At 46.7% G+C, this 23854-nt stretch carries 17 protein-coding genes; 6 read left to right on the top strand and 11 right to left on the bottom strand.

Annotated features, from left to right (window positions below; all coding sequences use genetic code 11):
- The first annotated feature begins 56 nt into the window (after positions 1-56).
- Together coaD and WH43_RS06495 are read left to right on the top strand one after the other, a co-directional pair.
- Positions 57-542, top strand: coding sequence for a pantetheine-phosphate adenylyltransferase (gene coaD / locus WH43_RS06500; protein ID WP_053423823.1), 486 nt, complete (start codon positions 57-59; stop codon positions 540-542).
- Between the two features lie 24 nt (positions 543-566).
- Positions 567-1982, top strand: a complete 1416-nt coding sequence (locus tag WH43_RS06495; protein ID WP_053423822.1) for a capsule assembly Wzi family protein — start codon at positions 567-569, stop codon at positions 1980-1982.
- A gap of 43 nt (positions 1983-2025) precedes the next feature.
- Here WH43_RS06495 and WH43_RS06490 read toward each other — a convergent pair whose 3' ends face one another.
- From WH43_RS06490 to nagK, 6 genes are read right to left on the bottom strand one after another with little or no spacing between them, the layout of a single operon-like run.
- Positions 2026-3117: an acyltransferase family protein gene (locus WH43_RS06490; protein ID WP_053423821.1), complete on the bottom strand. Its 1092-nt coding sequence runs from the start codon at positions 3115-3117 to the stop codon at positions 2026-2028.
- On the bottom strand, positions 3117-4415 hold the full coding sequence (gene nagP / locus WH43_RS06485) for an N-acetylglucosamine MFS transporter NagP (protein WP_053423928.1): 1299 nt from the start codon (positions 4413-4415) through the stop codon (positions 3117-3119). Before nagP ends, WH43_RS06490 begins: the two co-directional genes overlap by 1 nt.
- Before the next feature lie 56 nt (positions 4416-4471).
- On the bottom strand, positions 4472-5056 hold the full coding sequence (locus WH43_RS20420) for an amidohydrolase family protein (RefSeq protein ID WP_286049552.1): 585 nt from the start codon (positions 5054-5056) through the stop codon (positions 4472-4474).
- Positions 5057-5070: 14 nt separating this feature from the next.
- Entirely contained in the window at positions 5071-5589 is a 519-nt protein-coding gene (locus WH43_RS20415) for an amidohydrolase family protein (protein WP_286049536.1), read from the bottom strand.
- A 10-nt stretch (positions 5590-5599) separates the two neighbouring features.
- Positions 5600-6598 (bottom strand): glucosamine-6-phosphate deaminase NagB-II, encoded by a 999-nt coding sequence (gene nagB-II / locus WH43_RS06475; protein WP_053423820.1) that lies wholly within the window; start codon positions 6596-6598, stop codon positions 5600-5602.
- 36 nt (positions 6599-6634) lie between these two features.
- Positions 6635-7543 carry an N-acetylglucosamine kinase gene (gene nagK, locus WH43_RS06470; protein ID WP_053423819.1) on the bottom strand — a complete coding sequence of 303 codons (909 nt, stop codon included), beginning with the start codon at positions 7541-7543 and terminating at the stop codon, positions 6635-6637.
- A 350-nt stretch (positions 7544-7893) separates the two neighbouring features.
- On the opposite strand from nagK, the gene WH43_RS06465 reads away from it, so the two are divergent.
- Complete coding sequence (locus WH43_RS06465; protein WP_286049534.1) at positions 7894-10386, top strand: family 20 glycosylhydrolase; 2493 nt, start codon at positions 7894-7896, stop codon at positions 10384-10386.
- 112 nt (positions 10387-10498) lie between these two features.
- Here the strand turns inward: WH43_RS06465 and WH43_RS06460 are convergent, their stop codons facing one another.
- From WH43_RS06460 to WH43_RS06445, 3 genes are all read right to left on the bottom strand, one after another.
- Positions 10499-11473, bottom strand: coding sequence for a Gfo/Idh/MocA family protein (locus WH43_RS06460; protein ID WP_053423818.1), 975 nt, complete (start codon positions 11471-11473; stop codon positions 10499-10501).
- A 225-nt stretch (positions 11474-11698) separates the two neighbouring features.
- Positions 11699-12418 carry a SapC family protein gene (locus tag WH43_RS06455; protein ID WP_053423817.1) on the bottom strand — a complete coding sequence of 240 codons (720 nt, stop codon included), beginning with the start codon at positions 12416-12418 and terminating at the stop codon, positions 11699-11701.
- Positions 12419-12655: 237 nt separating this feature from the next.
- On the bottom strand, positions 12656-15367 hold the full coding sequence (locus tag WH43_RS06445) for a TonB-dependent receptor (protein WP_053423815.1): 2712 nt from the start codon (positions 15365-15367) through the stop codon (positions 12656-12658).
- 484 nt (positions 15368-15851) lie between these two features.
- Between WH43_RS06445 and WH43_RS06440 the strand changes: the two genes are divergently transcribed.
- Positions 15852-16883, top strand: coding sequence for a LacI family DNA-binding transcriptional regulator (locus WH43_RS06440; RefSeq protein WP_053423814.1), 1032 nt, complete (start codon positions 15852-15854; stop codon positions 16881-16883).
- 37 nt (positions 16884-16920) lie between these two features.
- Here WH43_RS06440 and WH43_RS06435 read toward each other — a convergent pair whose 3' ends face one another.
- Positions 16921-18171, bottom strand: coding sequence for a DUF819 family protein (locus tag WH43_RS06435; RefSeq protein ID WP_053423813.1), 1251 nt, complete (start codon positions 18169-18171; stop codon positions 16921-16923).
- Positions 18172-18526: 355 nt separating this feature from the next.
- Here WH43_RS06435 and WH43_RS06430 point away from each other — a divergent pair, with 355 nt between their 5' ends.
- A complete protein-coding gene (locus WH43_RS06430; RefSeq protein ID WP_229670221.1) occupies positions 18527-19279 on the top strand; it encodes a 3-hydroxybutyrate dehydrogenase in 753 nt (250 codons plus the stop codon).
- Between the two features lie 59 nt (positions 19280-19338).
- A complete protein-coding gene (locus WH43_RS06425; RefSeq protein ID WP_053423812.1) occupies positions 19339-22827 on the top strand; it encodes a hybrid sensor histidine kinase/response regulator in 3489 nt (1162 codons plus the stop codon).
- 1 nt (position 22828) lies between these two features.
- Here the strand turns inward: WH43_RS06425 and WH43_RS06420 are convergent, their stop codons facing one another.
- The gene (locus tag WH43_RS06420; protein ID WP_053423811.1) at positions 22829-23722 is read right to left on the bottom strand and encodes a LysR family transcriptional regulator; all 894 of its coding nucleotides are present in this window, start codon (positions 23720-23722) and stop codon (positions 22829-22831) included.
- Positions 23723-23854 lie beyond the last annotated feature (132 nt).

Below are 23854 nucleotides of genomic sequence, written 5' to 3'. Positions count from 1 at the left end.
CCTCGCTGTAACGCCAGTTATTTTGGGTATAAAAAAGCAGGGATGACCACAAAACAATGAAAACTAAAGCAATTTATCCCGGTACTTTTGATCCATTAACCAATGGTCACAGCGACTTAGTACAACGGGCTGCACGTTTATTTGATCAGGTGATAGTAGCGGTCGCATCCAATCCCAGTAAACAACCTTTGTTCAGTCTGGCTGAGCGGGTGCAACTGGCAGAACAGTGTTTTACCGATCTTCCGAATGTGACCGTAGTTGGATTTTCAGGCTTGCTGGCTGATTTTGCCAAACAGAACCAGGCTCAGGTGTTATTGCGTGGTGTACGGGCAGTGGCTGATTTTGAATATGAGTTCCAGCTGGCCAGCATGAACCGTCAGTTAAATCCGGATCTAGACAGTTTGTTTATGACCCCTTCAGAAAAAAATACCTTTATCTCTTCCACTTTAGTGAAAGAAGTTGCCCGCCATGGCGGTGATATCAGCCGTTTTGTCGCTTCTCATGTGGAACTTGCGTTAAAACAGAAATTCACTGCGGTTTAGTTAAAAACACGGATTTTAGTCGTCATGAAAAAACTTCAGTTCAGTGCCCTTAGTCTGGCCTTATTTACTCTATCCGCTCAGGCCACGCCCTGGATGGATACGCAGGACAACTACCTGCGTCAGTCGCTACAAACCTTGTCTCATGCAGGTTTAATCAGTGGTCCAGTCAATACCTATCCACTGATGTGGAAGAACATTGCCAAAGACCTCGCTAAAGTCCCTAATCGTCGTTATAGCGAAGAAGTTAAATTTGCGCTGGCCCATGTGCGCAAAGCATTAAATGTTAATGAAAGCGACAAAACGGCCGGCATTAAACTCAAAGCCAACTCGGAAGAAATGGGTATTCAGAGTTTTGGTGAAGCTTATTCAGAAAAAGCCAGCGTCACAGTATTCAGCGAATTTCAGAATGACATCTTTGCAGGTCGCTCAGAGGTACATTATCGCAAATTACATGACGGCAGCACTGAACAGGAACTCACTTACGACAACAGCTATTTAGCTGCTTTGCTGGGAAACTGGGTACTGTCTGTAGACCAAGTCAGTACATGGTGGGGTCCTGGTCAACAAAGTGCGTTGCTACAAAGCAATAATGCCAGACCTTTGCCTTCTGTGCGTTTAAGTCGTCATGGCTGGGATGCGATAGATTTGCCAGTGCTGAACTGGTTAGGACCATGGAGTTTTACCACCTTTCTTGGTTTAGGTGAACATCAAAGTCCAGTAAGCCAAACCCGCTACTGGGGTGGACGTTTTAACTTCAGCCCTACGGCAAGTTTGGAGCTGGGTGTATCCAGAGTTAGTCAGTGGGGCGGCCAGGGAAAAAATAATGGCTTTGGCGACTGGTGGGACATGGTGGTCAATAAAGATGAAGCCAGTGCTAACTCCGATCAAAGGGCTGCTATAGACGCAAGTTATCACTTTAATCTGTTGAACCAGCCTCTGACTGCTTACGTCGAGCTGGCTGATGACGATAACGCCGAAGACTTGCCAGACAATCCTTTATTACTGGCAGGGATACGCAGTTATTGGGGCAACAGCTCAGGCATTCATACCGTCAATATGGAGTACTCAGATACCTATATTGATTGTCCCGATTCAGTCATTAAAGGTGATTGCGCCTATCAGGGCGAGTTATATCCTCAAGGTTACAGCAGATACGGTCGGGTGATTGGCAGTGGTTATGGCAAAGATGCCAGGGTATTAAGTGCCGGTTATCATTACCAGACTTATGATGGTATTAGTTGGTCAGGCCATCTGTATCTGGCGAATTATTATGATACGGCTGGCAACAGTGAACAAAGCTGGCAGGCGAAAGCTGAACACAGACGGCCATTTTTTAATGGCTTATTGAGCCTGCAGCTGCGTTATCTGGATCAATCGCCATTACTGCCTGAAGGCGCGGACGAAGTAGCTGCAGCCACCACCTGGGAATACAGATTCTAACGAATTCGGCTCAGAGTAAAATGGGGTCATACGACCCCATCATTTACAGCTTTATCACTATATTGCGTTTATACAGCAGCAACGACAGATACCAAAACCCTATCACGTGCAGCACAGCAAACACAAAAGATGCCAGTTTTGCAGGGAAAATCATAGCTAACTGCTCAAAGCCCCACTGATACAGCGATACTGAACCTGCCTCAGCGGGAATCAAGATCAGCTGACCAATCAGCACGGCCCAAAGCCAGGACAAGATATAAATAAATAGCGGATTAGTCCCATACACTTTTAAAGGTTCTGCCAGAGCAGTCCAGCCTTTGATATCAATACCCCAGACCAGAATAGCCAATAGCAACAAAATTAAACCACTGCTCAACGCCAGATAACTGCCAGACCATAAGGCTTTATTGACCGGCCAAAGTAGTTGCCAAAACATAGCTAAAATCACAAAAGCGAGCCCGGATAACAACAATAACCGTAACGCTTCATTGTGTTGCTTGCCCTGTAAAAATGAAGCTGTCGCAAAACCTATCAACACAGCCACAATACAAGGCAAAGTGCTTAACAGGCCTTCAGGATCAAAAGCCACACCAAACCCCTGATACAAATGTGCAGCACCAAAAATGGCCAGATCCCATTGCCGTACCAGATTGTGCTCCAGACTATAAGGTTGCTCCCCTCCACCCACGACTAAAGCCAGCCAATACAACAACACCAAAGCTAAGGCAATAAAAGGCAAATAACTGCGTTTGACACTTAACACCAATAACGCAGCACACCAGTAAGCCAAACCTATACGCTGCAACACGCCGGGTAAACGCAGCTCAGTCAGCTCAACACTAAAAGGCACATAATTCAGCAGCACACCAATGCCAATCAGCTTTAAAGCCCGGCTACTGATGCGCCAGAAACTTTGCTTAGAAAACACTGTGGTTTTCAGCGAATAAAACATCGCTGCGCCCACGACGAATAAAAAGGTAGGGAACACAATGTCAGCGAAGGTAAAACCGTCCCAGGGCGCATGCAACAGCGGACTATAGACATGCTGCCATGACCCTGGCGTATTCACCAGGATCATTAAAGCTATGGCTAAACCCCGTAAAGCATCCAGCGCATAAAAACGTGGGGCTGACATCAGGAGTTGTTCCAACTCGTTAACTTATGGCCTTTGATGGCATAAAACAGGATAAAGGCATAACAAGGCAACATCACCAGATAAGCCCCCTGCTGCCCAAGACCTGTGCTGCTGGCAAGTCCCCAGAACAGCGGGCCAAAAGCGCCACCTGCAATGCCCATAATTAACAAAGCTGAACCTATACTGGTTAAAGCTCCCAGGCCAGATAAGGCCAGAGGCCAAACCGCAGGCCAGACGATGGCATTGGCTAAACCAAGAATAGCGATAAATAACAAGGTATCGGGTAAGGCGGTGCCACCAAATGGCACTAATAAAGTGTTGGCAATCAGATAAGAGCTGCTATCGCCTAACACTATAGCCAGTGTCAGCGCCAGACCTAACACCGCAGAAACAGCCAGAGCTTTTTGTTGTGACAACACCCGAGGGATCAAGACGATGCCTAAGATATAACCCAGCACCATACAGGCCATGGTATAAGAGGTCATCACAGTGTAGCGTTCAACCCCAAGCGATAAAGCGAATAAACCTATGGTATCTCCAGCTATCACTTCGACAGCCACATAAACAAACAAAGACAATACACCCAACACCAGCGCGGGCTTTGCCAGTACAGCTTTTAGCTGGTCGATACCAGTGCCGGTATCAGACTCTTTTTCCAACTCAGGCAAAGGTGAATACTTCACAGCCAAAGCAAGTAAAGCTAAAAATACCGCCAGCCCCAGATAAGGCAACACCAGACTGGCCGCCATAGCGTCAATTTGTTCAGCATTCAGCACTGTTCCCACTGGTGCAGTAAAACCACTGACAATCAGAGCAGTAAAAACTAAAGGGGCAACAACACCAGCTGTTTTATTCAGGATACCCATAATGCTGATACGCACTGCCGCCGTCTCTTCCGGGCCTATTTTCACCACGTAAGGGTTCACAGCGGTTTGCAATAAGGTTTGACCCGCACCAATCACCAACTGAGCCAACAGGAATAAACCAAAGGTCTGAGTTTGTGCGGCAGGAATATATAAAAGCCCTGCCAGCATCATCACCGCCATGCCCAAAGCCATACCATTTTTGTAGCCGACCCTTCGGATCAACCAGGCCGATGGCAAAGCCGTAAAAGTCACGGCTATATAAAATGAAAACACCACCAGTGATGCCTGCAAAGGGGTCAGTTGCAGCATCTGCTTTAAATATGGCATCAAAGAGCCATTCAGCCAGGTAGCAAAACCCAGCACAAAAAACAGCATGGCCACTACAGCCATTGGCACTACGCTACTGCGCGCCTTGGAAGTTTCAACTGTCATTTCCATAATTCCTTCCTGTTGCTTTAATAATTATTATGTTGAATTTATTGGATATTTTACTGTTCGATAAAAGGGTAACCTGCCAGCCAGCACTGCTGTACCAGGCCGTTGTCATTTAATAACACCAGGTCGGCTTTGGCTCCCACCTTAATTTGTCCACGCTCAGCGCTGATACCTAAAAACTCAGCCGGATACAAAGACGCCATACGCACAGCTTCCGAAAGCTCAAGGCCAAGCTCCTCCACGGCATAACACACCGCACTGGCCATATCGAGCACAGAACCCGCCAGGTTGCCGTTTAAGTTGGTTAACTTGTTACCATCCCGAATCACTTTGCCATCAAAAAAATCAAACTCGGTTTGATTGGTGCCAACAGGTGACATAGCGTCTGTGACAATCAGCAGTTTGCCTCTGGGTTTAGCCGCCAACGCCACTTTTACTGCCAGTGGGTGCACATGCAAACCATCTAAAATTACGCCACACCAGCTATGTGGATCGGCAAGTGCAGCACCTACTACGCCAGGTTCACGCGAGGTTAAAGGTGACATGGCATTGTATAAGTGAGTAAAACCTGTAGCTCCAGCAGCCAAAGCAGCCTGTGCTGTGGCTGCGTCCGCATTGCTATGGCCTAAACAGACAATGACATTGGCTTTGACTAGCTCTTTAATTTGTTCAGGCTGATAGTTTCAGGCGCCACTGTGACCAGCTTGATACCAAGATCGGTGCGTTTATAAATGGCTAACTCAGCTTCGGATAAAGGACGGATAAAGTTCTGCGGATGCACACCCTTTTTGGGTACGGACAAATGTGGGCCTTCGAAGTGCACACCTATAATACCGGGTTCTTTGGTGGCAATAGCCTGAGCTATCACAGCCGCGGCTTGTTGCATCACGGCCACAGAATCAGTGATCACTGTAGGTAATAAAGCCGTGCTGCCAAACTGCGCATGGGCTTTGACCATAGTACGCAGCGCTTCAATACTGGTGTCAGTGTTAAATAAAGTACCACCACCACCATTGACCTGCACATCAATAAAACCGGGCATCAGCGAGCCTGACAGAACCGGACCAGTGGCTGGTTGAATCGAATCAATATGACCCGCTTTAATAGTCAAAGTCACATTCTGTTGCCAGTTTTGACCGTCAAACAGCCGTGCTACTGAAATCTGTTGCATCAGAACCTCGTCAGACCGTTTTAGTGACTTTATTCAGGCCCGGAGGCGCATCCGGATTGACGCCACGGCTACGAGCCACAGCTTCAACATCCAGATAAAAACGCTGCAACAGAGCCAGTGGTAATACCCGTGGATTCGATAACAAGTCAGCGTGATGCAAATGCACAATACGAGCACCGCGGCTGCGCACTTCGGCAACTTGTGCCTGATGCGCGGCATTGGCTTCATCCGCTATGCTGACATCAACAATAGCAAACTGATCTTTGACTAAAGTCACAGGACCATGCAGGAACTCAGCGCTGGAAAAGGCTTCGGCGTGAATACCGCAGACTTCTTTGAGTTTCAGCGCAATTTCGCGGCTAATCGCATAACCTGGGCCACGACCTAACACCACTAAATGCTCAACGCCTTGCAATGACTGTGCAGTGAGCTGAGCTGGCAATTCAATAGCGCGTTCAAGTAATTCTGGCAGGCCAATCACCGCATCCTGCAACTGGCTGTTGCCAGACCAGGCCGCGACCAGCTGCAATAAAGCGCTTAAGGTCGCAAGGTAACTTTTGGTGGCAGCTACTGCTTTTTCAGCACCCACATTCAATGGAATAATCTGATCGGCTTGTGCAGCTAAAGGCGAGCTTTCATCATTGACCAAGGCAACCACTAAAGCTCCAGCTGCTTTGGCCATCGCCACCTGAGCCAGAATATCCGGGCTACGACCTGATTGAGAAATGACCAGCACCAATGCACCTGTTAAATCCAGTTGCTTGTTGTACACGCTGGCAATAGAAGGTGCTGCGGCTGCAACAGGTAAACCTATTTCAATTTCAATCAGATACTTGGCAAATACACCGGCGTGATCAGAGGAACCGCGACCGACCATATAGACATAACGCGGTTGCTTTTGCTTGATAAGCGCTACTATCTCAGCAATACGACTGGCATTGGCAGCTAATTGTTCGCGGATCCGGCTTGGTGCTTCTGCAGCTTCCTGCGCCATAATGGTTCGGGTCATCTTGATAGTACTCACAGCTAGTAGTTAACAAACAGATTAAGAAATTCGTTGAGCTTTTTGCTGACGTTGTTTAGCAAACCAGACGGCGCCAAATTCAGGAGCAGCCAAAGCTGGTGTCACTTTTTGCTGCACCTCTGAAGCCAGATAAGGCAGTAACTTATGCGCCAGACCACCAATCAAGGACAAACGGGGTGGATTAATACTTAATAAACGCTGGGCTATCGCACTGATATGAGCAGCCGCTTGCTGTACTATTTGCTGAGCCAGCAGATCCCCCTGCTCTGCGGCAGTAAATACCAGAGGCGCATATTTGGCATAAGTGGTTGGAGTGGCATGCATAAAGAAATCAACCAAAGCCAAGGTTTGACTGAGCTTTAATTCATTGCATAACAAATCGGTCAGTAAAGTCTGAGGGCCTAAGAAATCTTTGGCTAACAGCACATGATGCACCATCTGTAAGCCGATCCAGGCGCCACTGCCATTATCGCCATAAGGGAAACCATGGCCGCCGACTTCAATCAATTGACCTTTGACATCAGCCAAACCGCATGAGCCGGTTCCGGCAATAATGACGGCACCGTCGCCGCCATGATGAGCACCAATACAGGCCACATGCAAATCGCTGGTTAAATGTAATTCCTGAAACGGATGCTGCCATTCGGAGAAAATACGATAGTACTCAGGCATATTGACGCCAGCTAAGCCTGCACCAACAATCAGTTTGGACATATCTTTAAACGCCATACCCGCGCAAGTCAGAGCCTGCTGAGTAGCGGCAAGAATAGAGTCAGTGGCGATCTTCATGCCACGTAATGGATTCGCAGGACCAGATAAGCCCTCGCCTATGACCTGGTTGTCTTCTGTAACTATGATTACCCGGCATTTACTGCCGCCACCATCTACACCTAAATAAAATGGGCCATCATAGCCTACTGCTGTAGTCATCCTACCAACCTCATTGCATTGTCCGCTGGTCAGCATTAATCCAGTCTGATTATGCTTCCACCTGTTTCAGCCCATTATTTCATCAAAAACCGAATTGACAGCGTTGTCATTTTTTCAATTCAGCATATAATAATTTTGACAAATAACAAGACCCTTGTTTAAAAATCGAACTTAATTTTTCAGAATATATGAAAAATAAATTAAATTTACATTTAAAATCAAACAATTAAATAACAATCACCTTGTAGTCGCGCTCTGCCACCTTATGCCTGGACAGGCCTTCAGTGAGCAAAGCGGTTTATCAGGGAATAACATGCAGTACAGTGTACCGCTGTTCTGGGGAGCGTGCGATGAAGTATTTTCTACTACTATGGCTTTGTATAAGTTACTTATTGAGCGGACAAGTTCAAGCCTTTACTCAATCCGAGTTAGCCGAGTTTGCAAAAAACACTGAATTAAAATTTGCAGTCAAAACTAATTTTACTTCAGCCACAGTGCCAAAACCTCAGGCTGAATTTGTAATGCGGAATAACTCATCTGTGGCTCTGCGTGCTGGTGCCGGCAACTGGGTCATGTATTTTCATGCCATTAGAAAACTGGATACGAAGGTCCAAAAAGGACTAAGGCTGCAGCATGTGCAAGGTGACTTACATAGTGTGACACCAGGAACAGATTTTAAAGGCTTAAAACCGGGTGAGCAGCTGAATTTTACCTTTTCCCCTTCTTCTTCTTTAGTCAGTTACAGCGACTGGATGCCGCGGGCTTTTATTACTGCAAAAGGTTTAACGCCTGAAATCTTTGCCAATACAGATACAGAAGATTTCAGTCGTTTTGTCGAACCTTATACTCAACCAGAACAATTACAACGTTTTAATCAGCCGGGGCCCGATTTATACCCAATAGCCACCAGTCAAAGCCGTTTTGTGCTCAATCAACAGCAGCTGTCCGCCTTTGAAAAGCCGGAGCAATTGTCCATAGTGCCACGTCCACAACAGATCAGTTACCAGCGCGGACAAACTAAACTCACTGCAGACTGGCACATCTATCACAGCGGCCGCTTAACCTCTGAAGCCAGTTATTTACAGCAGCAGTTACAACAGATCACAGGCTTATCACTGGCCTTAACGACACAAAGGCCAGCGAAAAATAAGCCCCATATAGCTTTAGGGATTTCAAAGAACGAAGACAAAGCCGAAGCTTATCAGTTGGTGATCCACGATGAGCAAATTGCCCTAAATGGCAATGATAATGCAGGTACGTTTTATGCCGTGCAAAGCTTATTGGCTCTGCTGCCGGTTGCAGGCGAGCGCACTGTGTTACCCAATCTGACACTTAAGGATTGGCCACGTTTTAGCTGGCGTGGATTGCATTATGATATGGCGCGCAACTTCCATGGCAAAGAAGTCACCTTGCGGATGATTGATCAACTAGCGCGCTACAAACTGAATAAACTGCATCTGCATTTAACCGAAGATGAAGGCTGGCGCATTGAAATCCCTGGCTTACCCGAATTGACTCAAATTGGCGCAAAACGCTGTTTTGATGTATCCGAACGCAACTGTCTGCTGACTCAGCTCGGTACAGGTCCTTTTCCATCAGGCAACGGCAATGGTTATTACAGCACAACCGACTTTATTGAAATTCTAAAATATGCCGCAGTTCGTCATATTGAGATCATCCCGGAAATAGATATGCCGGGTCACGCCAGAGCTGCAGTAAAAGCCATGCAGGCTCGTTATCTGACGCTGAAAGAGCAAGGCAAAGACGCAGAAGCCAGGCAGTATTTATTATCCGACCCTTTGGATCAATCGAACTACATCACAGTGCAAAACTATACAGACAATTCGATCAATGTCTGTTTACCCTCTACTTACGCTTTTGTTGATAAAGTGATGTACGAACTGCAGCAAATGTACCGTCAGGCAGGATTAAAACTCAGCACTTTCCATATGGGCGGTGATGAAACGGGAGCAGGCTCATGGACAGCCTCTCCGGCTTGCCAGCAGTTAATAGCAACACCAGACAGCGGAGTTGCCGGAGTTGCAGATTTAAAGCCTTATTTTGTCGCGAAAGTGGCACAGCTGGCAGCAAACCGACAACTGATTTTAGGTGGCTGGGAAGACGGTTTAATGTACGACGCCAAAAATCCCTTTAATCGTAAGCAGTTTGCCAATGAAAAAGTCTATGCCAATGTCTGGGACAATATCTGGGAATGGGGTGTCGCCGACAGAGCTTATCGTTTAGCCAACGCTGGTTATCAGGTCGTGTTATCGCATGGCACCCATTTGTATTTTGACCATCCTTACGAAGCCCATCCGGAAGAACGTGGTTATTATTGGGCGGCCCGCTTCACTGATGTCGCCAAAGTATTTGGTTATATGCCGGATGATTTATACGCCAATGCTGATAAAACCCGTGAGGGTAAAGTGATTGACGATCTGGAAACTTTGTTAGGTAAAGAGTTACCAGCCTTAGAAAAGCCAGAAAACATTTTGGGTATTCAAGGACAAATCTGGACTGAAACCATTCGCACCCCAGAGCAACTGGAGCAAATGTTGTATCCACGCTTATTGGCGTTGGCAGAGCGGGCCTGGTACAAAGCAGAGTGGGAAGGTGCAAAACCAGACACAGAAAAACGCCAGCAAGACTGGCAACGTTTTGGCTGGACCTTAACGCAAAAGGAATTACCACGTTTAGCCGAAGCTGGTGTGGCTTTGTATCTGCCGCCACCAGGAGCAGTGCTACAAGACGGCTTATTACTGGCAAACAGCGCCTGGCCCGGTTTAACTATCGAATACAGTGAAGACAGGGCCAAAGCTGGTTACCTTACTCAGAGGCGGTAAAAGTCGGCAGTAATTTATTACTGCGGACTAAAGCCAAAAATGGCGCAACCAGCAGAGTCACTCAGCTGGATTAACAACCAGCATCACTCTCGCCATTGGACTTGGGGCTGAGTTAAAACTCTGGCCCCAGGATCTGCTCCATCATCCAGCTGGCTTTTAACGCAGTTTTGCCTGTAGACGGGTGACCAGTGCCATGCAGCAAATCCTGCACCATCGCCTGAATATGGTAAAACTGGATGTTTTCCGGATGCGCTATATCCAGGCTGAATTGCTGTTCTGCGCTAAACAACAGCACGGGCTCATTTTCAAATACAGAAAACTCAATCCGGCCTTTACTGCCGTATATCACCACTCTGTCTGTCCGCTGCGCTGCAGCGAAGTTCCAGAAACCAGCACCTAAACAACCTGATTGAAACTGCCAGACCGCAGATACCGCATCTTCTGCTGCATAAAGCTGTTGCTGGTTTTGGCTGATACCACGCACATCCAGCACATCCCCGAGCAGATATAAGAATAAATCCAGACCATGGCTGGCTAAGTCAATAAAGTAGCCGCCACCTGCTTTGGCCGGATCAGTGCGCCAATTGTAGTGACCAGCCAGATCTACTGCATTCGGAGTACGGCAGAAACTCCATTGCACCTGACGTGGCACACCAATCAATTCTTGTTCCAGCCACTCTTTGATTTTTAAAAAACGCGGCAAAGAGCGACGATAATAAGCCACATACAAAGGCAGCTGTTTTTGCTCGAAAGCTAACGTCATTTCGATACATTCGGCTGTACTGAGTGCCATAGGTTTTTCAACACAACAAATTTTACCAGCGGCAGCGACCAGCAACGCATAGTCTTTGTGACTGTCAGGAGGGGTCGCCACATATATAGCATCGACCTCGGGGTCGTTGATCAATTGCTGCGCATCACTATACCAACGAGGTACCTGATGGCGTTTGGCATAATCTTCTGCTTTGGCCGCGTCCCGACGCATTACCGCCACTAAACTGGATTGCTCCACTTTGTTAAAAGCCGGACCGCTTTTTAACTCTGTGACATTGCCACACCCTATAATTCCCCACCGCACCTGCTGCATAAAATTTCACAGTTCCTGAGTCTGATATCACTTTACTTTACTGAGCTGCGCCATAGATAGCCAGCTTGTCTGCTCTATTTGGATATGAAGAAAAAGAAAGCCAAGAGCAGTTTACTCAAAGAGCCTTAAGTAAACATTGATAAGGAAGCAGCTGAAACAGGGGGCGAAACCAGAAAGGAGACAACAAGCAGCACAGACCGTGCTGCTTGTTGTGATAAATCAAAGTTAGGCGGCTGCTGCCACGGCTTTATTTGCCCGATCGCCAAGACGCTGCACTTGTTGTAATGACATTAAATGAGCGTAAATGGCTGGCATCAAACCACGTTTGATCAAATCCAGTAATTGTTCATCAGACAATGAATTCAGTTTCTTCTCATCAACAATATAGATGCCTGATATCTCACGAGGTTCACCTTCTAATCTGATGGTTAACGTCTGAGGGATCAACAATTCCATATCAGCCAGCGTCTTGTTAAAGGCTTTTGTGGATTGAGATTGCATAAAAAATTCGCGCATGGAATCGACACGGGATTTTAAAAAGTCAGACTCTGAACCATCTTCATTAAATAACGGATGCCCAGTTTCAGTATTCACCATTGGGCTTGATTCAACCAGAGCGACAAGCAGCTGACCTTCCTTGCTTGGGTCATCAGCCAGAGTTAACGGGTGATTCCATAACACTTTCGGTACGTAAAAGCCTTGCCATCTTCCCTCTGTGAGCATCAGGTTCTCACCTGTTTTCAGGCCCAGCATAACTACCGCATCGAAACGCTCTGTAGCAGGATCTTTAATGAACACTATAGGTAATTCAGCACCAATACGCACAAACTCCTGAACTACAACAGGCAGAATATGTTGCTCTTGCGCAAAAGCCAGAGCGTTTGCAGTGTTAATTTTTATTTGTGCATGTTTTTCTTTTTGTAATGGAGCAATTTGCAGTGACATGAATAATACCTTTTACATCATTAACGAATCTAACCCTGTTGCGGGTTAACGACCAATATACAGCAGACCGATGTATGCTTAATTCAGACCCCAACTTACCCCAGTTTTTGCTTCGAAACCAGAGGAAACACAGAATTTTTATGACCAGATTTATGCAGAGATGGCTCGCAGTTCATTTTATTCAGAGCAAAAAAAACGGCACACTCAGGTATGCCGTTTTTATTCAGCAGTTCTTTATCAGAATCTTAAATTAGCACCCAAGGTAAACCTACGGCCGTTTTTATAGATAGATGTCGGACGCTCTTTATCAATGTGGTATTGATACACCTCTTCGTCCAACAGGTTGACAGCTTCAAATACAAACTGAACATACTCGTTCATATCATAAGTTAAGCTGGCGTCGACCTGACCAAAACTGTCAGTGTAGGACTCAGAGCCAAACTCGCTTAAGCCGTTGTAAAACTCAGTGCGGTAGTTGTAGCTCAGGCGGGCGCTGAACAGATCATTCTCGTAATAACCAGTTAAGTTAGCCATATGCTTGGAGCTGCCAATAATCAGGCCTGAACCTGGATTATTCACCGCATCACGGGCCTGATCACTGTCGGAATCTGTGTAGGTGTAGTTAGTAATAACACCAAAATCACCGATAGCCTGCTGATAGGACAATTCAACACCCTGAGCTGTTCCACCTAAACCATTGGCAGGTTCAGTGATCGCCACCTCAACGTTTTCGTCGTTGATCTCGTCATAAACAGTTTCCAGAGTGACAGTATTCAGCACAGAACCTTTAATATCTTTATGGAAAAAGGTCGCAGCTAATAAAGAACTTGGATTGAAATACCACTCGTATGCGATATCGAATTGGTTAGCACGCACCGGATCCAACATTGGATTGCCGCGACTACCTGTCAGAGTGACAGTGTTGGTTGATTGCTGGTTAGCGATATTCACATAATCAGGACGCGACATCACTCGGGCAGCAGAGAAACGTAATAAAGTATCTTCTGCCACATCAAACACCAGGTTCAGGTTAGGTAATACATCAGTGTATTCATGATCCACTGTCGCATACCGAACATTCCAATTTCCTTCATTGGCAGAGTCAACAGCACCAGCTAACAAACTATAACCATCGAGCATAGAGATAGAGGCTGCAACCCAGTCACCATCCCAGTTATAACCGGAAGACTCCACCTGAGTTTTCACTAAACGTACGCCCATATCACCGCGGACACCTTCGCCGGAGAAGTCGCCTTTGATATAACCAGCCCACACCTTCTCGTTCACTTCCCAGGTATTAGGTAAAAACAGAAAACGTGCAGTAGGTGAGCCATAAGCTTCAGCCGGGAAAGCGAGAGTTGCAGAATTAGCTCTGCTCATCAGCGGGTAATAGGCATAACTGTCGCCGCCAGCAAAATCAGCGAAAGTGTATTGCCCCAGCACCTGATTGGCCCAATTTGTTTCGCCCGGTTTCAGCACACCATAAGGACCATTCACAGGATCAACATGTTGAGAATCTGCACTCCAGTGGAAACGGATACCGTCTTGTTTTTGCCCTTTGGTATGATCCTGATAAAACACACCCGTCTTGATACTGTTAAATAAACCGTGGTCCACATCAAACGAATAATCCAGACCCGCATAGTCTTCTTCATCCGTCATGACACGCGAACCTTCCTGCATCCAGTCCAGCGTACGGCCGAGAATATCATCCTGAGTTTCAAGATTACCGGCTGTGACATAATTCGACAGATTCAGACCAGAATCATAACTGGATGAGGCATAAGTACCGTTAAACTGATGATATCTGTCGCGTGATGTGCCACCTTCAGCTTCTGTTGTACCCAGCTTACCTGTGATTTTACTGCCACTGTCCAGCGTGTGGTTGATTTCAAAATCATAAGACTGAGCATCGCTGTAGGAAATACGGTCAATGATGGCAAACTCCGAGCCTGCGTTGTTTGCAGTGCCTGACACTATGCCACTGCCTTTGATCACGGCTGAGTCTTCTACAAAACCTGAGTTGTAAAACGTATATAAATTGTGGTTGATGTTGTTCGCGTCCAGAGTAGTATCTAACACGTTTAATACGATGTCAGTTTGCTCTGACGGACGCCATTGCACCGAAACTAAGCCGGTTTCACGTTCGCGCTCCTGCTGGAAAAAAGCGTCACCGATAATACGTGGAGCCCAGTAATCTTCGCCATCCACTTCCTGACGACCAAAGCCTAACACCTCTTTTCCCTCGCGGGCTAAAGTACGGTCCTGCTTGGTTAGTGACACCAGAATACCGAAATTCTCGTCTTCATTTTTCCATGAATACAGCCCGGATAACTGCGGATCCCATTCTTCGGAGACATCGCTGTATTGGTTCTGCACCTGTAACGATACTGTATTAGCCTCCAGATCCAGAGGTTTACGGGTTTTCAAATAAACGGTTCCACCTAATGAGCCTTCCTGAATATCGGCCTGCGGTGATTTATACACTTCTAAATCAGAAACCAGGTTCGAAGGTAATAATGTGAAGTTAAAAGCGCGTGACGGGTTATCCAATACGAACCAATCGGCGGAAGCTACTGAAGCACCATTTAACAAGGTACGGTTTTGCGCCGGATCTGTACCACGGACCGCAATTTTTTCACCTTCACCAAAACCGCGGGTGACAGAAACACCTGTGATACGGGATAAAGATTCAGCAACGTTTTTATCCGGAAACTTGCCAATATCCTCAGCAGTGACGACATCAACCACTGCAGCTGAAAAACGCTTGGCATTGATATTGGCCTCCTGCGAAGCGCGAATACCACGAACTTCAATCACTTCCACTTTTTCTTCCTGCGCTGCCTGCTCTTGCTGCTGGGCAAGGGCCGGTAATGCGCAGCTTGCGGCACCAATCAACAAACTCATTTTTACGGCAAGAGCACACTTATTCATTTTATTGTGCAACATTAGCTTCTCTCCCATTCCTGATCTTTTTTGTGCGATGATTTTTTTATGTCCTGAAACAACAGATTTTCATGATCCCTCATGACAACGCTGTCATTGAAATTCAACATACACAAAAAAAATCAGCTTTGCAAACTCCTTTAGCTGAAAATTTAAACGAATTTAAAAAGTCAGAACTCTGCAGTTAGAACTATTTTTTATAACGCTTTTCCTGCTTACTTCGGCATGCACCACCTTAAGTTATTTGTATATATATGATTTATATAACAAAAAATGACGAAATCATTTAACCCTAAAAAGAAGTCGTTTTTTTAAACAAAAACGCCAGAATAAATGTTTGCCGTTTTTGCAAAAAGAGTTATCCCTTAACTTAATCTTTGTTACAAAATGACCAGCGCTGTCATTAAGTTAGCTGGTTCAGCAGAAAAATCGTCTTATTAATTTTCAGCATAAGGCCCTGCGGTGTTGTGCTTTTTGGGATCCAGCAATGAAAGTGACCATTCATGACGTAGCTGCAAAAGCGGGTGTGTCAATCAAGACAGTGTCGCGGGTGATGAACAACGAACCGTCGGTAAAACAAGCGACGATCGATAAAGTGAATCAAGCGATGCAGGAGCTTCATTATCAACCAAATGCTGCAGCCCGTAACTTGGCCAGCACTAAATCGTACAGCATTGGTTATATCTATGATAACCCGAACGCCTACTATGTAATTGATATGCAAAGAGGTTTGTTGGATGCTTGCCGTAAACATGGTTATGAGCTGCTGATCCATCCGACCAATGCTAAATCCCCGGGCATAGTGCAGGAAGTGATCGATCTGGTGCAGCATTCCAGGCTGGCAGGTTTAGTCCTCACTCCGCCATTTTCAGAAATGCCTGAAATTGCCGAGGCACTGAGTCGTATTAATGTCGATTTTGTCCGTATTATTTCCGGCTCCACTCCGTCACCGAAACAAACTAACTGCGTACTGGTCGACGACTTCACGGCAGCCTTTAAGATCACTAACCATTTGCTGGAGTTAGGTCATAGCCAGATCGCATTTTTATGTGGCGATGAGGAACATAGTTCCAGTGGTGAACGTTTAGCAGGTTTCAAAGCCGCACTGACCAAAAGAGGTATAGAAACCAACCCCAAATTTATCGTGCCGGGCAGTTATTCGTTTGAATCCGGAGTCAAAGGCGCAACTCAGTTGCTGGCCTTAGCCAACAAGCCGACCGCTATATTCGCCTGTAACGATGAAATTGCCGCAGGGGCTTTATTTAGTGCCCGTCTGCAGCATATTGAAATTCCACAGCAGCTTTCTATTGTGGGTTTTGAGAACAGTCCGTTTTCACGCCAAACCTGGCCACCACTGACCACAGCACACCAGCCGAACAGCATCATAGCGCAAAGCGCTGCCGAGTTACTGTTTAAACACACCAGACCGGGTTGTCAAAATCAGACTGACGATCAGCCGGTTTTTATTCCTGAGTTACTGGTAAGAGAATCGACAGCTCCAGTGGAGTCAGAGTCTTGACTCTGCCCCACTGCATGAGTGACCTCAGCTGAATGGCTTAAGGCGCAACCTGCTGCAGCAATAATCCCGCTATATAACCACCATAAGTGCCCAGCGCATAACCTAATACCGCCAGTAATACACCCACAGGAGCTAAAGCCGGATGAAAGGCCGCAGCGACAACAGGAGCAGAAGCAGCACCACCCACATTGGCCTGACTACCCACCGCCATATAAAACATCGGAGCTTTAATCAGGCGAGCAACAAAAATCAGCAGACCTGCATGGAAACTCATCCAAATCACGCCAACCACAAACATCACTGGATAATCCAGGATAGCGGTCACGTCCATATGCATACCAATAGTTGCAACCAGAATGTAGATAAAGACCGAACCTAATTTTGAAGCACCCACCGCCTCCAAATTACGGGCTTTGGTTGCAGACAATATCAAGCCCAAAGTCGTTGCAATCAGCACCAGCCAGAAGAAAGTACTGGTTAAGCTATACATCGCCAACTCTGGTGCATTCAGTTCAATCCATGGCGCAATACTATCAGCCAGCAAATGCGAAATACCCGTCACGCCAAAGGCAACTGCAACCAGTTTCATTAAATCAGTTAAGCTCGGATTGCGGGAATTTTCGGCCTGATACTTCTCAATTTTTTGCTTTAAGGCCTCGATGCCTGAGGTATCCGCTTTATTGGCCCGATCAAAACGCTCGGAATTGTTGGCTATCCACAACAATACCGCCATCCAGATATTCGCTACTATGACATCCACGGTAATCATCACCGAGAAAATTGGCCCGCCAACTTCAAACACCTCTTTCATTGCCGCCTGATTCGCACCACCGCCAATCCAGCTGCCGGCTATGGTAGTCATGCCACGCCAAATCGCATTTTCACCTTCACCACCTACAGCTTCAGGTGCAACACTGCCAACAAGAGCCAAAGCTAAAGGCCCACCTATAATAATACCGGCAGTCCCCGTCAGGAACATAATCAGGGCCTTAGGGCCCAATCCTAAAATAGCTTTAAAATCAACGCTAATAGTTAAGAGCACTAAACTGGCTGGCAACAGATAACGTGATGCCACTTTATAGAGTTCAGATTTATCACCATCGATAATGCCGAAACTGTTAAATAGCGACGGAATGAAGTAGCACAGCAATAAAGCTGGTACATATTTATAAAAGCCCTGGCAATATTTATTGCTGCTTTGGCTGGTATGAAACACCAACCCCAAAATGACAGCCAATAACCCTAGTACCACCGCATCATTGGTGATCAGCGCAGTAGATTGTTCCATACTTTGTCCTCGGTTCTACCCTGTAGAGTGGGTATAGTGCTGCAGCAGTTTTTATAAATGGCTATTATTTTCAGCTTTAATGCTATTTATTTGTGATAACAGATAAAAACATCAGTTATCCATGCCATTGTGCTAACAGTACTTTGTAGTTATTTTTTACGTGAAGCTTAAATCTATCACAGCTGACGGGCCAGACAAAACAAAGTTTCCCGCCAGCCTATAGTTCAGCAAAAACTAACGACTAAATACTTTTGCAGACAAAAACCTTCAGCTATAGCACTAAAGTACCGTTGTGCTTAAATCCCTGAGCTCCTACTCTGCCCGATAGAGAGTTTTTATCAGCACAGGCAGTTGGATGATGAATGTATTAATAACAGGCGGTACTGGTGGTATTGGTTTTGCAGTGGCTGAACATTTTGGCCGTTTGGGCCATCATGTGATTTTGGCGGATATCAACAGCAGCCAGCTGGAGTTGCGTCAGCGCGAGCTAGAGGCCGCAGGTTATAAAGCCAGCAGCATACTGCTGAATTTGACAGAACAAAGCTCTATCGAAGCCTGCGCTCAGGCCTATCAAATCGATATTCTGATCAATAATGCCGGAGTGCAGCACGTCGCTAGGCTGGAAGATTTCCCTGAACAAAAATGGCAGCAACTGCTGCAAGTGATGCTGACGGGCCCGGCTATGCTCACCAAAGCTGTGTTACCACGGATGCAGCAACAAGGTTTTGGCCGGGTCATTAATATTGGTTCTATCCACGCGCTGGTGGCTTCACCTTTTAAATCCGCTTATGTCGCCGCCAAACATGGCTTATTGGGGTTTAGTAAAGTAGTGGCGTTAGAAAATGCTAACTTTGACTTCACCATCAATACCATTTGTCCTGCTTATGTCCGCACCCCGCTGGTTGATCAACAAATAGCAGCGCAGAGTAAAGAACATAACCTGACAGAACAACAAGTGATAGAGCAAATTATGCTGGCACCTATGCCACAAAAAGCCTTTATTGGGGTGGATGAAATTGCCAGCACAGCGGCTTTTTTATGTGAGCCTGCAGCCCGACATATCACAGCTCAGACACTGGTACTGGACGGTGGCTGGACAGCTCGTTAAATGTCTTCAACAGCGTGCTGGACAGCTACCAAAACATCAGGGCAGAATGAAATTATTTCATGGCCACTGACCTGATTATGACTTTACCTGCCAGCAACATAGGTCTTGGCACCATTGCTGCTTTGTCTTTGCTGTATTTACTGGTGCTGCTGGGTGTCGGAGCGGTGGGCCGCAGACTGCAGCGCCATCACCCTGTATCGCCCTGGATTTTCAGTTTCGCGTTATCGATTTACTGTACCTCATGGGCCTTTTACGGCGTCACAGCTCAGGCAGCAGTCAATGGCTGGTGGATACCACCGACTTACATTGGCTCATTGATTTTATTCTGGTTTGCGTTTGGTTTAATAGGCCGTATTGCTATTGCCTGTCGCCGTTACCGTATAACCTCAGTCGCCGACTTTATCGCCACCCGTTATGGGCATTCCCGCTTATTGGCCATTCTCACCACAGTGATAGTGCTGATTGCCATTATTCCTTATATCTCCTTACAACTGCAGGCCATCAGCACCAGCATTCAGGCTCTAGTGGTGATGCAGGACAACAGGCCCTGGTATCAGGACACCGGACTTTATGTCACGCTCTGGCTGGCGGTGTTTGCTTTATTATTTTCCGGTCGCAGTGCCAAAGCGCATCAACCTAATCCCGGCCTGATGGCCGCTATAGCTTTTGAATCACTGGTGAAATTGTTGGCGCTGGTCAGTATTGGTATTTTTGTCTGCTGGGGTATGTTTGACGGCATACAGGATATTTTCAGCAAAGCTGCTGAACATCAGTCCGTGCAGCACATTCAGCAACAAGGTCAGCCTTCTTATGTCTATTGGGTGCATGTACTTTTGGGGTTTATCGCCACTTTATGTTTACCCCGCCAATTTCATGTCAGTTTTGTTGAAAACCAGCAACTGAGCTATTTGCACCAAGCCCGCTGGATATTCCCTGGCTACCTGCTGCTGATGAGTGTATTTACCCTGCCTCTGGCGTTGGCTGGCATTATGATGTTGGGGCCACAAGCCAATGTGGATCTGGTGGTGCTGCAACTACCATTAGCAGCCAACCGCACTGACATAGCGTTATTGGCCTATTTAGGTGGATTCTCTGCCGCTACCAGCATGGTGATAGTCGCCACTGTAGTGCTGGGTATTATGATCACCAACGATTTACTAACTCCGCTGATTTACCGCAAACAAAATACTAACGATCCAGGCCAACAAAAAATCAAAGTAGTGACCTTAAGGCGCTGGTCTATGTTGGCTGTCTTATGTTGTGGTTATCTGTATTACCGCTGGATAGGCACCAGTACAGGTCTGGCTCAGCTGGGATTAATGGCTTTTGCTTTAGTAGCCCAATTAGCGCCTGCGTTAATTTTAGGTTTATTCAGTCAGCGCATTAACCGACAAGGCGCCATAGCTGCCTTGTGCAGTGGTCTGCTGATTTGGGCTTATATTTTATTACTGCCGGAGCTGGCCAGAGCTGGTTTTATTGGCGGTGCCTGGTTAACAGATGGTCCTTTAGGTGTGCAGTGGCTGGCACCGACTCAGTTATTTGGTGGCCAGATCGATTCGGTCAGCTTAGGAGTGGTATTAAGTCTCACCGTTAATACAGCCATGTTGCTTCTGGTCAGTCATTTCAGTCAAACCCGTTTAGGCGAATGGCTGGAAAGCTACCGCTTTTTACGTCGTCCGAGCCAGCCCAGCACCAACAATCAAAACCCGGTACTGAGTGTGCAGGATGGTTATTTACTGGTGCGGCGTTTTGCCGGTGAAAAAGAAGCGAAAAAACTGCTGCAACGTTACAGTAAAACTGGTCTGGAGATGGAACAATGGGCCAACCCACAATTTATGCAGGCGGTGGAACGTAGCCTGGCGGCTGTGGTGGGTGGTGCATCCATGCGGCTTTTATTACAAGCCTCAGGTAAACATGCCCAACTGCCGATCGAATCTGTTGCTCGTTTTGTCGACGAAGCCAGTCAGGTGTTTCAGTTTAATCAGGCTTTATTGCACGCCACCATCGATAATATCAGCATGGGCATCAGTGTGGTGGATGCCGATTTAAGGGTTATCGCCTGGAATCAACGTTATCTTGAGCTTTTTGCTTATCCACCGGGTTTGGTTGAAGTAGGAAGGCCGGTGGAAGAGCTTATTCGTTATAACCTGCAACGGGGTTTAGCGGGCCAGGTTTTATCTGAACAGGAAATTACTCTGGAAGTGCAAAAACGGCTGAATTATCTACGTCAGGGCAGCAGCTATAAATTTCAGCGCCAGCAACAGGATGGCCGTATTTTTGAAATGTTGGGTAATCCCTTGCCCGGCGGTGGTTTTGTGACCACCTACAGCGATGTCAGCTCTTTTATTGAAGTACAGCGTGAATTAGAGCAAAGCAACAACACGCTGGAACAACGGGTGAAAAGCCGTACCGCCGAGCTGGAGCAGTTGAACCATCAACTGCAACACACCAAACAACAACTCGAAGCCACCACAGCAGCGAAAACGCGATTTTTTGCCGCTGCCAGCCATGATTTGATGCAACCTTTTAACGCAGCGGCGTTATTTTGTGGCCTTATTCGCCAACAAAGTCAGCAGGATGAAGTCAAACAGCTGGCACAAAACTTAACTCATTCGCTCAACTCTGCCGAAGAGTTGCTAGCCGCTATTCTGGAGCTGACCAAACTGGATGCTGGTGTCGTTAAAGCCCAGCCTGAAACTTTTGCTTTATCTGAATTGCTGGATCAAAGCGCTCGGGAAGCTGCGGTATTGGCCCAGAGCAAAGGTTTAAGCTTTAAGTATGTGCCTAGCCACCTTGGCACTATTAGCGACGCCAAACTGTTAAAACGAGTAGTGCAGAATTTATTGGCCAATGCGCTGCGTTATACGCCAAACGGCAAAATTCTGCTGGGGGTAAAACGTCAGGCACAGTATTTACATATTTGTGTCTGTGACACAGGTGTGGGTATTAACGAAGCAGATCAACAGAAAATCTTTGATGAGTTCCAACAAGGCAGTCAGGCTGATCAAAAAGGTTTAGGCATTGGGCTTGCGATCAGTCAGCGTATTTGTAGCTTATTAGGCCATCAAATTAGCTTTCGTTCGGTGCCAGGTCAAGGCAGCTGCTTTTATGTTCAGCTACCACTTATGCGCGTTAGCCAAAGAGTCACACCACAACTGAAGTCCAATCAACCGAGCCGCTTTACCGGACAACGTATTTTACTGATGGATAACGAAGCTGTGTTGCTGCAGGCGGTGTCACAGTTACTGCAAAGCTGGCACTGTGACGTGATAGCGGTCAGCTCCCCCAGTGAAGCTTTAGCTGCTGTGCAACAAGGCTTTAAACCTGATTTGATGCTGTTTGATTACCATCTGGATCAGGGCGCAACAGGAGTGGAAGTGGCAGTGCAACTGGCCGAGCACTTTGGTATCAGTGCGCCAGTCGTGATCAACTCAGCCGACCAAAGTGCAGATATCCGTCAGCATGCTCTGAATGCAGGCTTTCACTTTATGCTCAAACCCTTAAAAGAGGTGTCGTTGAAGCGACTGCTGCAACGTTTGCTGAATTGATTCAGACCGCGAACTGTTGCTGTAAAAACTGGATCACTACCTTTAATCCCGCCTTCATATGATGACGGTTTGGATACACCAGATGTAGCGGCAGGGGTTCAGGCATATAGTCCTGCATCACCTCCACCAGACTGCCATTTTGCAGCTCTTTTTCCACCTGATAACGGGTCACAAACAATAATCCCATATCCGCCAGAGCGGCATGTTTAAGCGCCCTGTTGCTGTTGCATAACACCCGGCCAGAGGTCAACACTTCAATGCTTTGATCCATATAACGGAAAAACCAGGTGCGATCGGCAATGGACGATCCCGAGCTTAAACATTGATGCTGACATAAATCGGCCGGGCTTTGCGGTGTGCCAAAAGTGGCCAAATAGCCAGGAGAGGCAACCATGGTAATAGGTAAACCAGGCAGAGATCGGGCAATCAGGCTGGAATTAGCCAAACGACCAAAACGTATACCTAAATCCATTTTATCCGCGATCAGATCGATGACCTTGTCGTTCAAATCCAGCTCAATGCTTAACTTAGGGTATTGTTTCAACAACTGTGGCAACAAAGGCGCTATGCGCAAAGTACCGAAAGTGACAGGGACACTAATGCGAATTAAACCTGAAGGTTCATCCCTCAGCTCGGACAAATGATGCTCAGCTTTGTCGGCCTGTGCCACCACTTGCTGACAGTAATCAAAAAAGGCCTCCCCCTCTGAGGTTAAACTCAACTGACGGGTGGAGCGTTGCAATAGACGTACATTCAAATGTTGCTCTAAACGACTAATGGCTTTACTGACAGCACCTTTGGACATATCAAGCGCTACAGCTGCCTGAGTAAAACTGCGGCTTTCCACCACTTTGGCAAAAGTGGCCATATCACTTAAACGCTGAAGCAACGACATCCCTGCACCTTTTTCTTATATTGTTTTCGGTGTTGATTTTAACCGGATTTTTTCGTCCTGACTGTTTCTTTTAGGAAACTATCTGTCTTTGTTGATCCGGCTAATCAAGCTATTTAAACCTCTCTACACTGC

Origin of the sequence: Rheinheimera sp. KL1, from assembly GCF_001275035.1 — a bacterium.
In the GTDB taxonomy this organism is placed as follows: Bacteria; Pseudomonadota; Gammaproteobacteria; order Enterobacterales; family Alteromonadaceae; genus Pararheinheimera; species Pararheinheimera tangshanensis.
The sequence above is the reverse complement of the archived record's forward strand: the minus strand, read 5'-3'. Positions and strand labels throughout refer to the sequence as shown.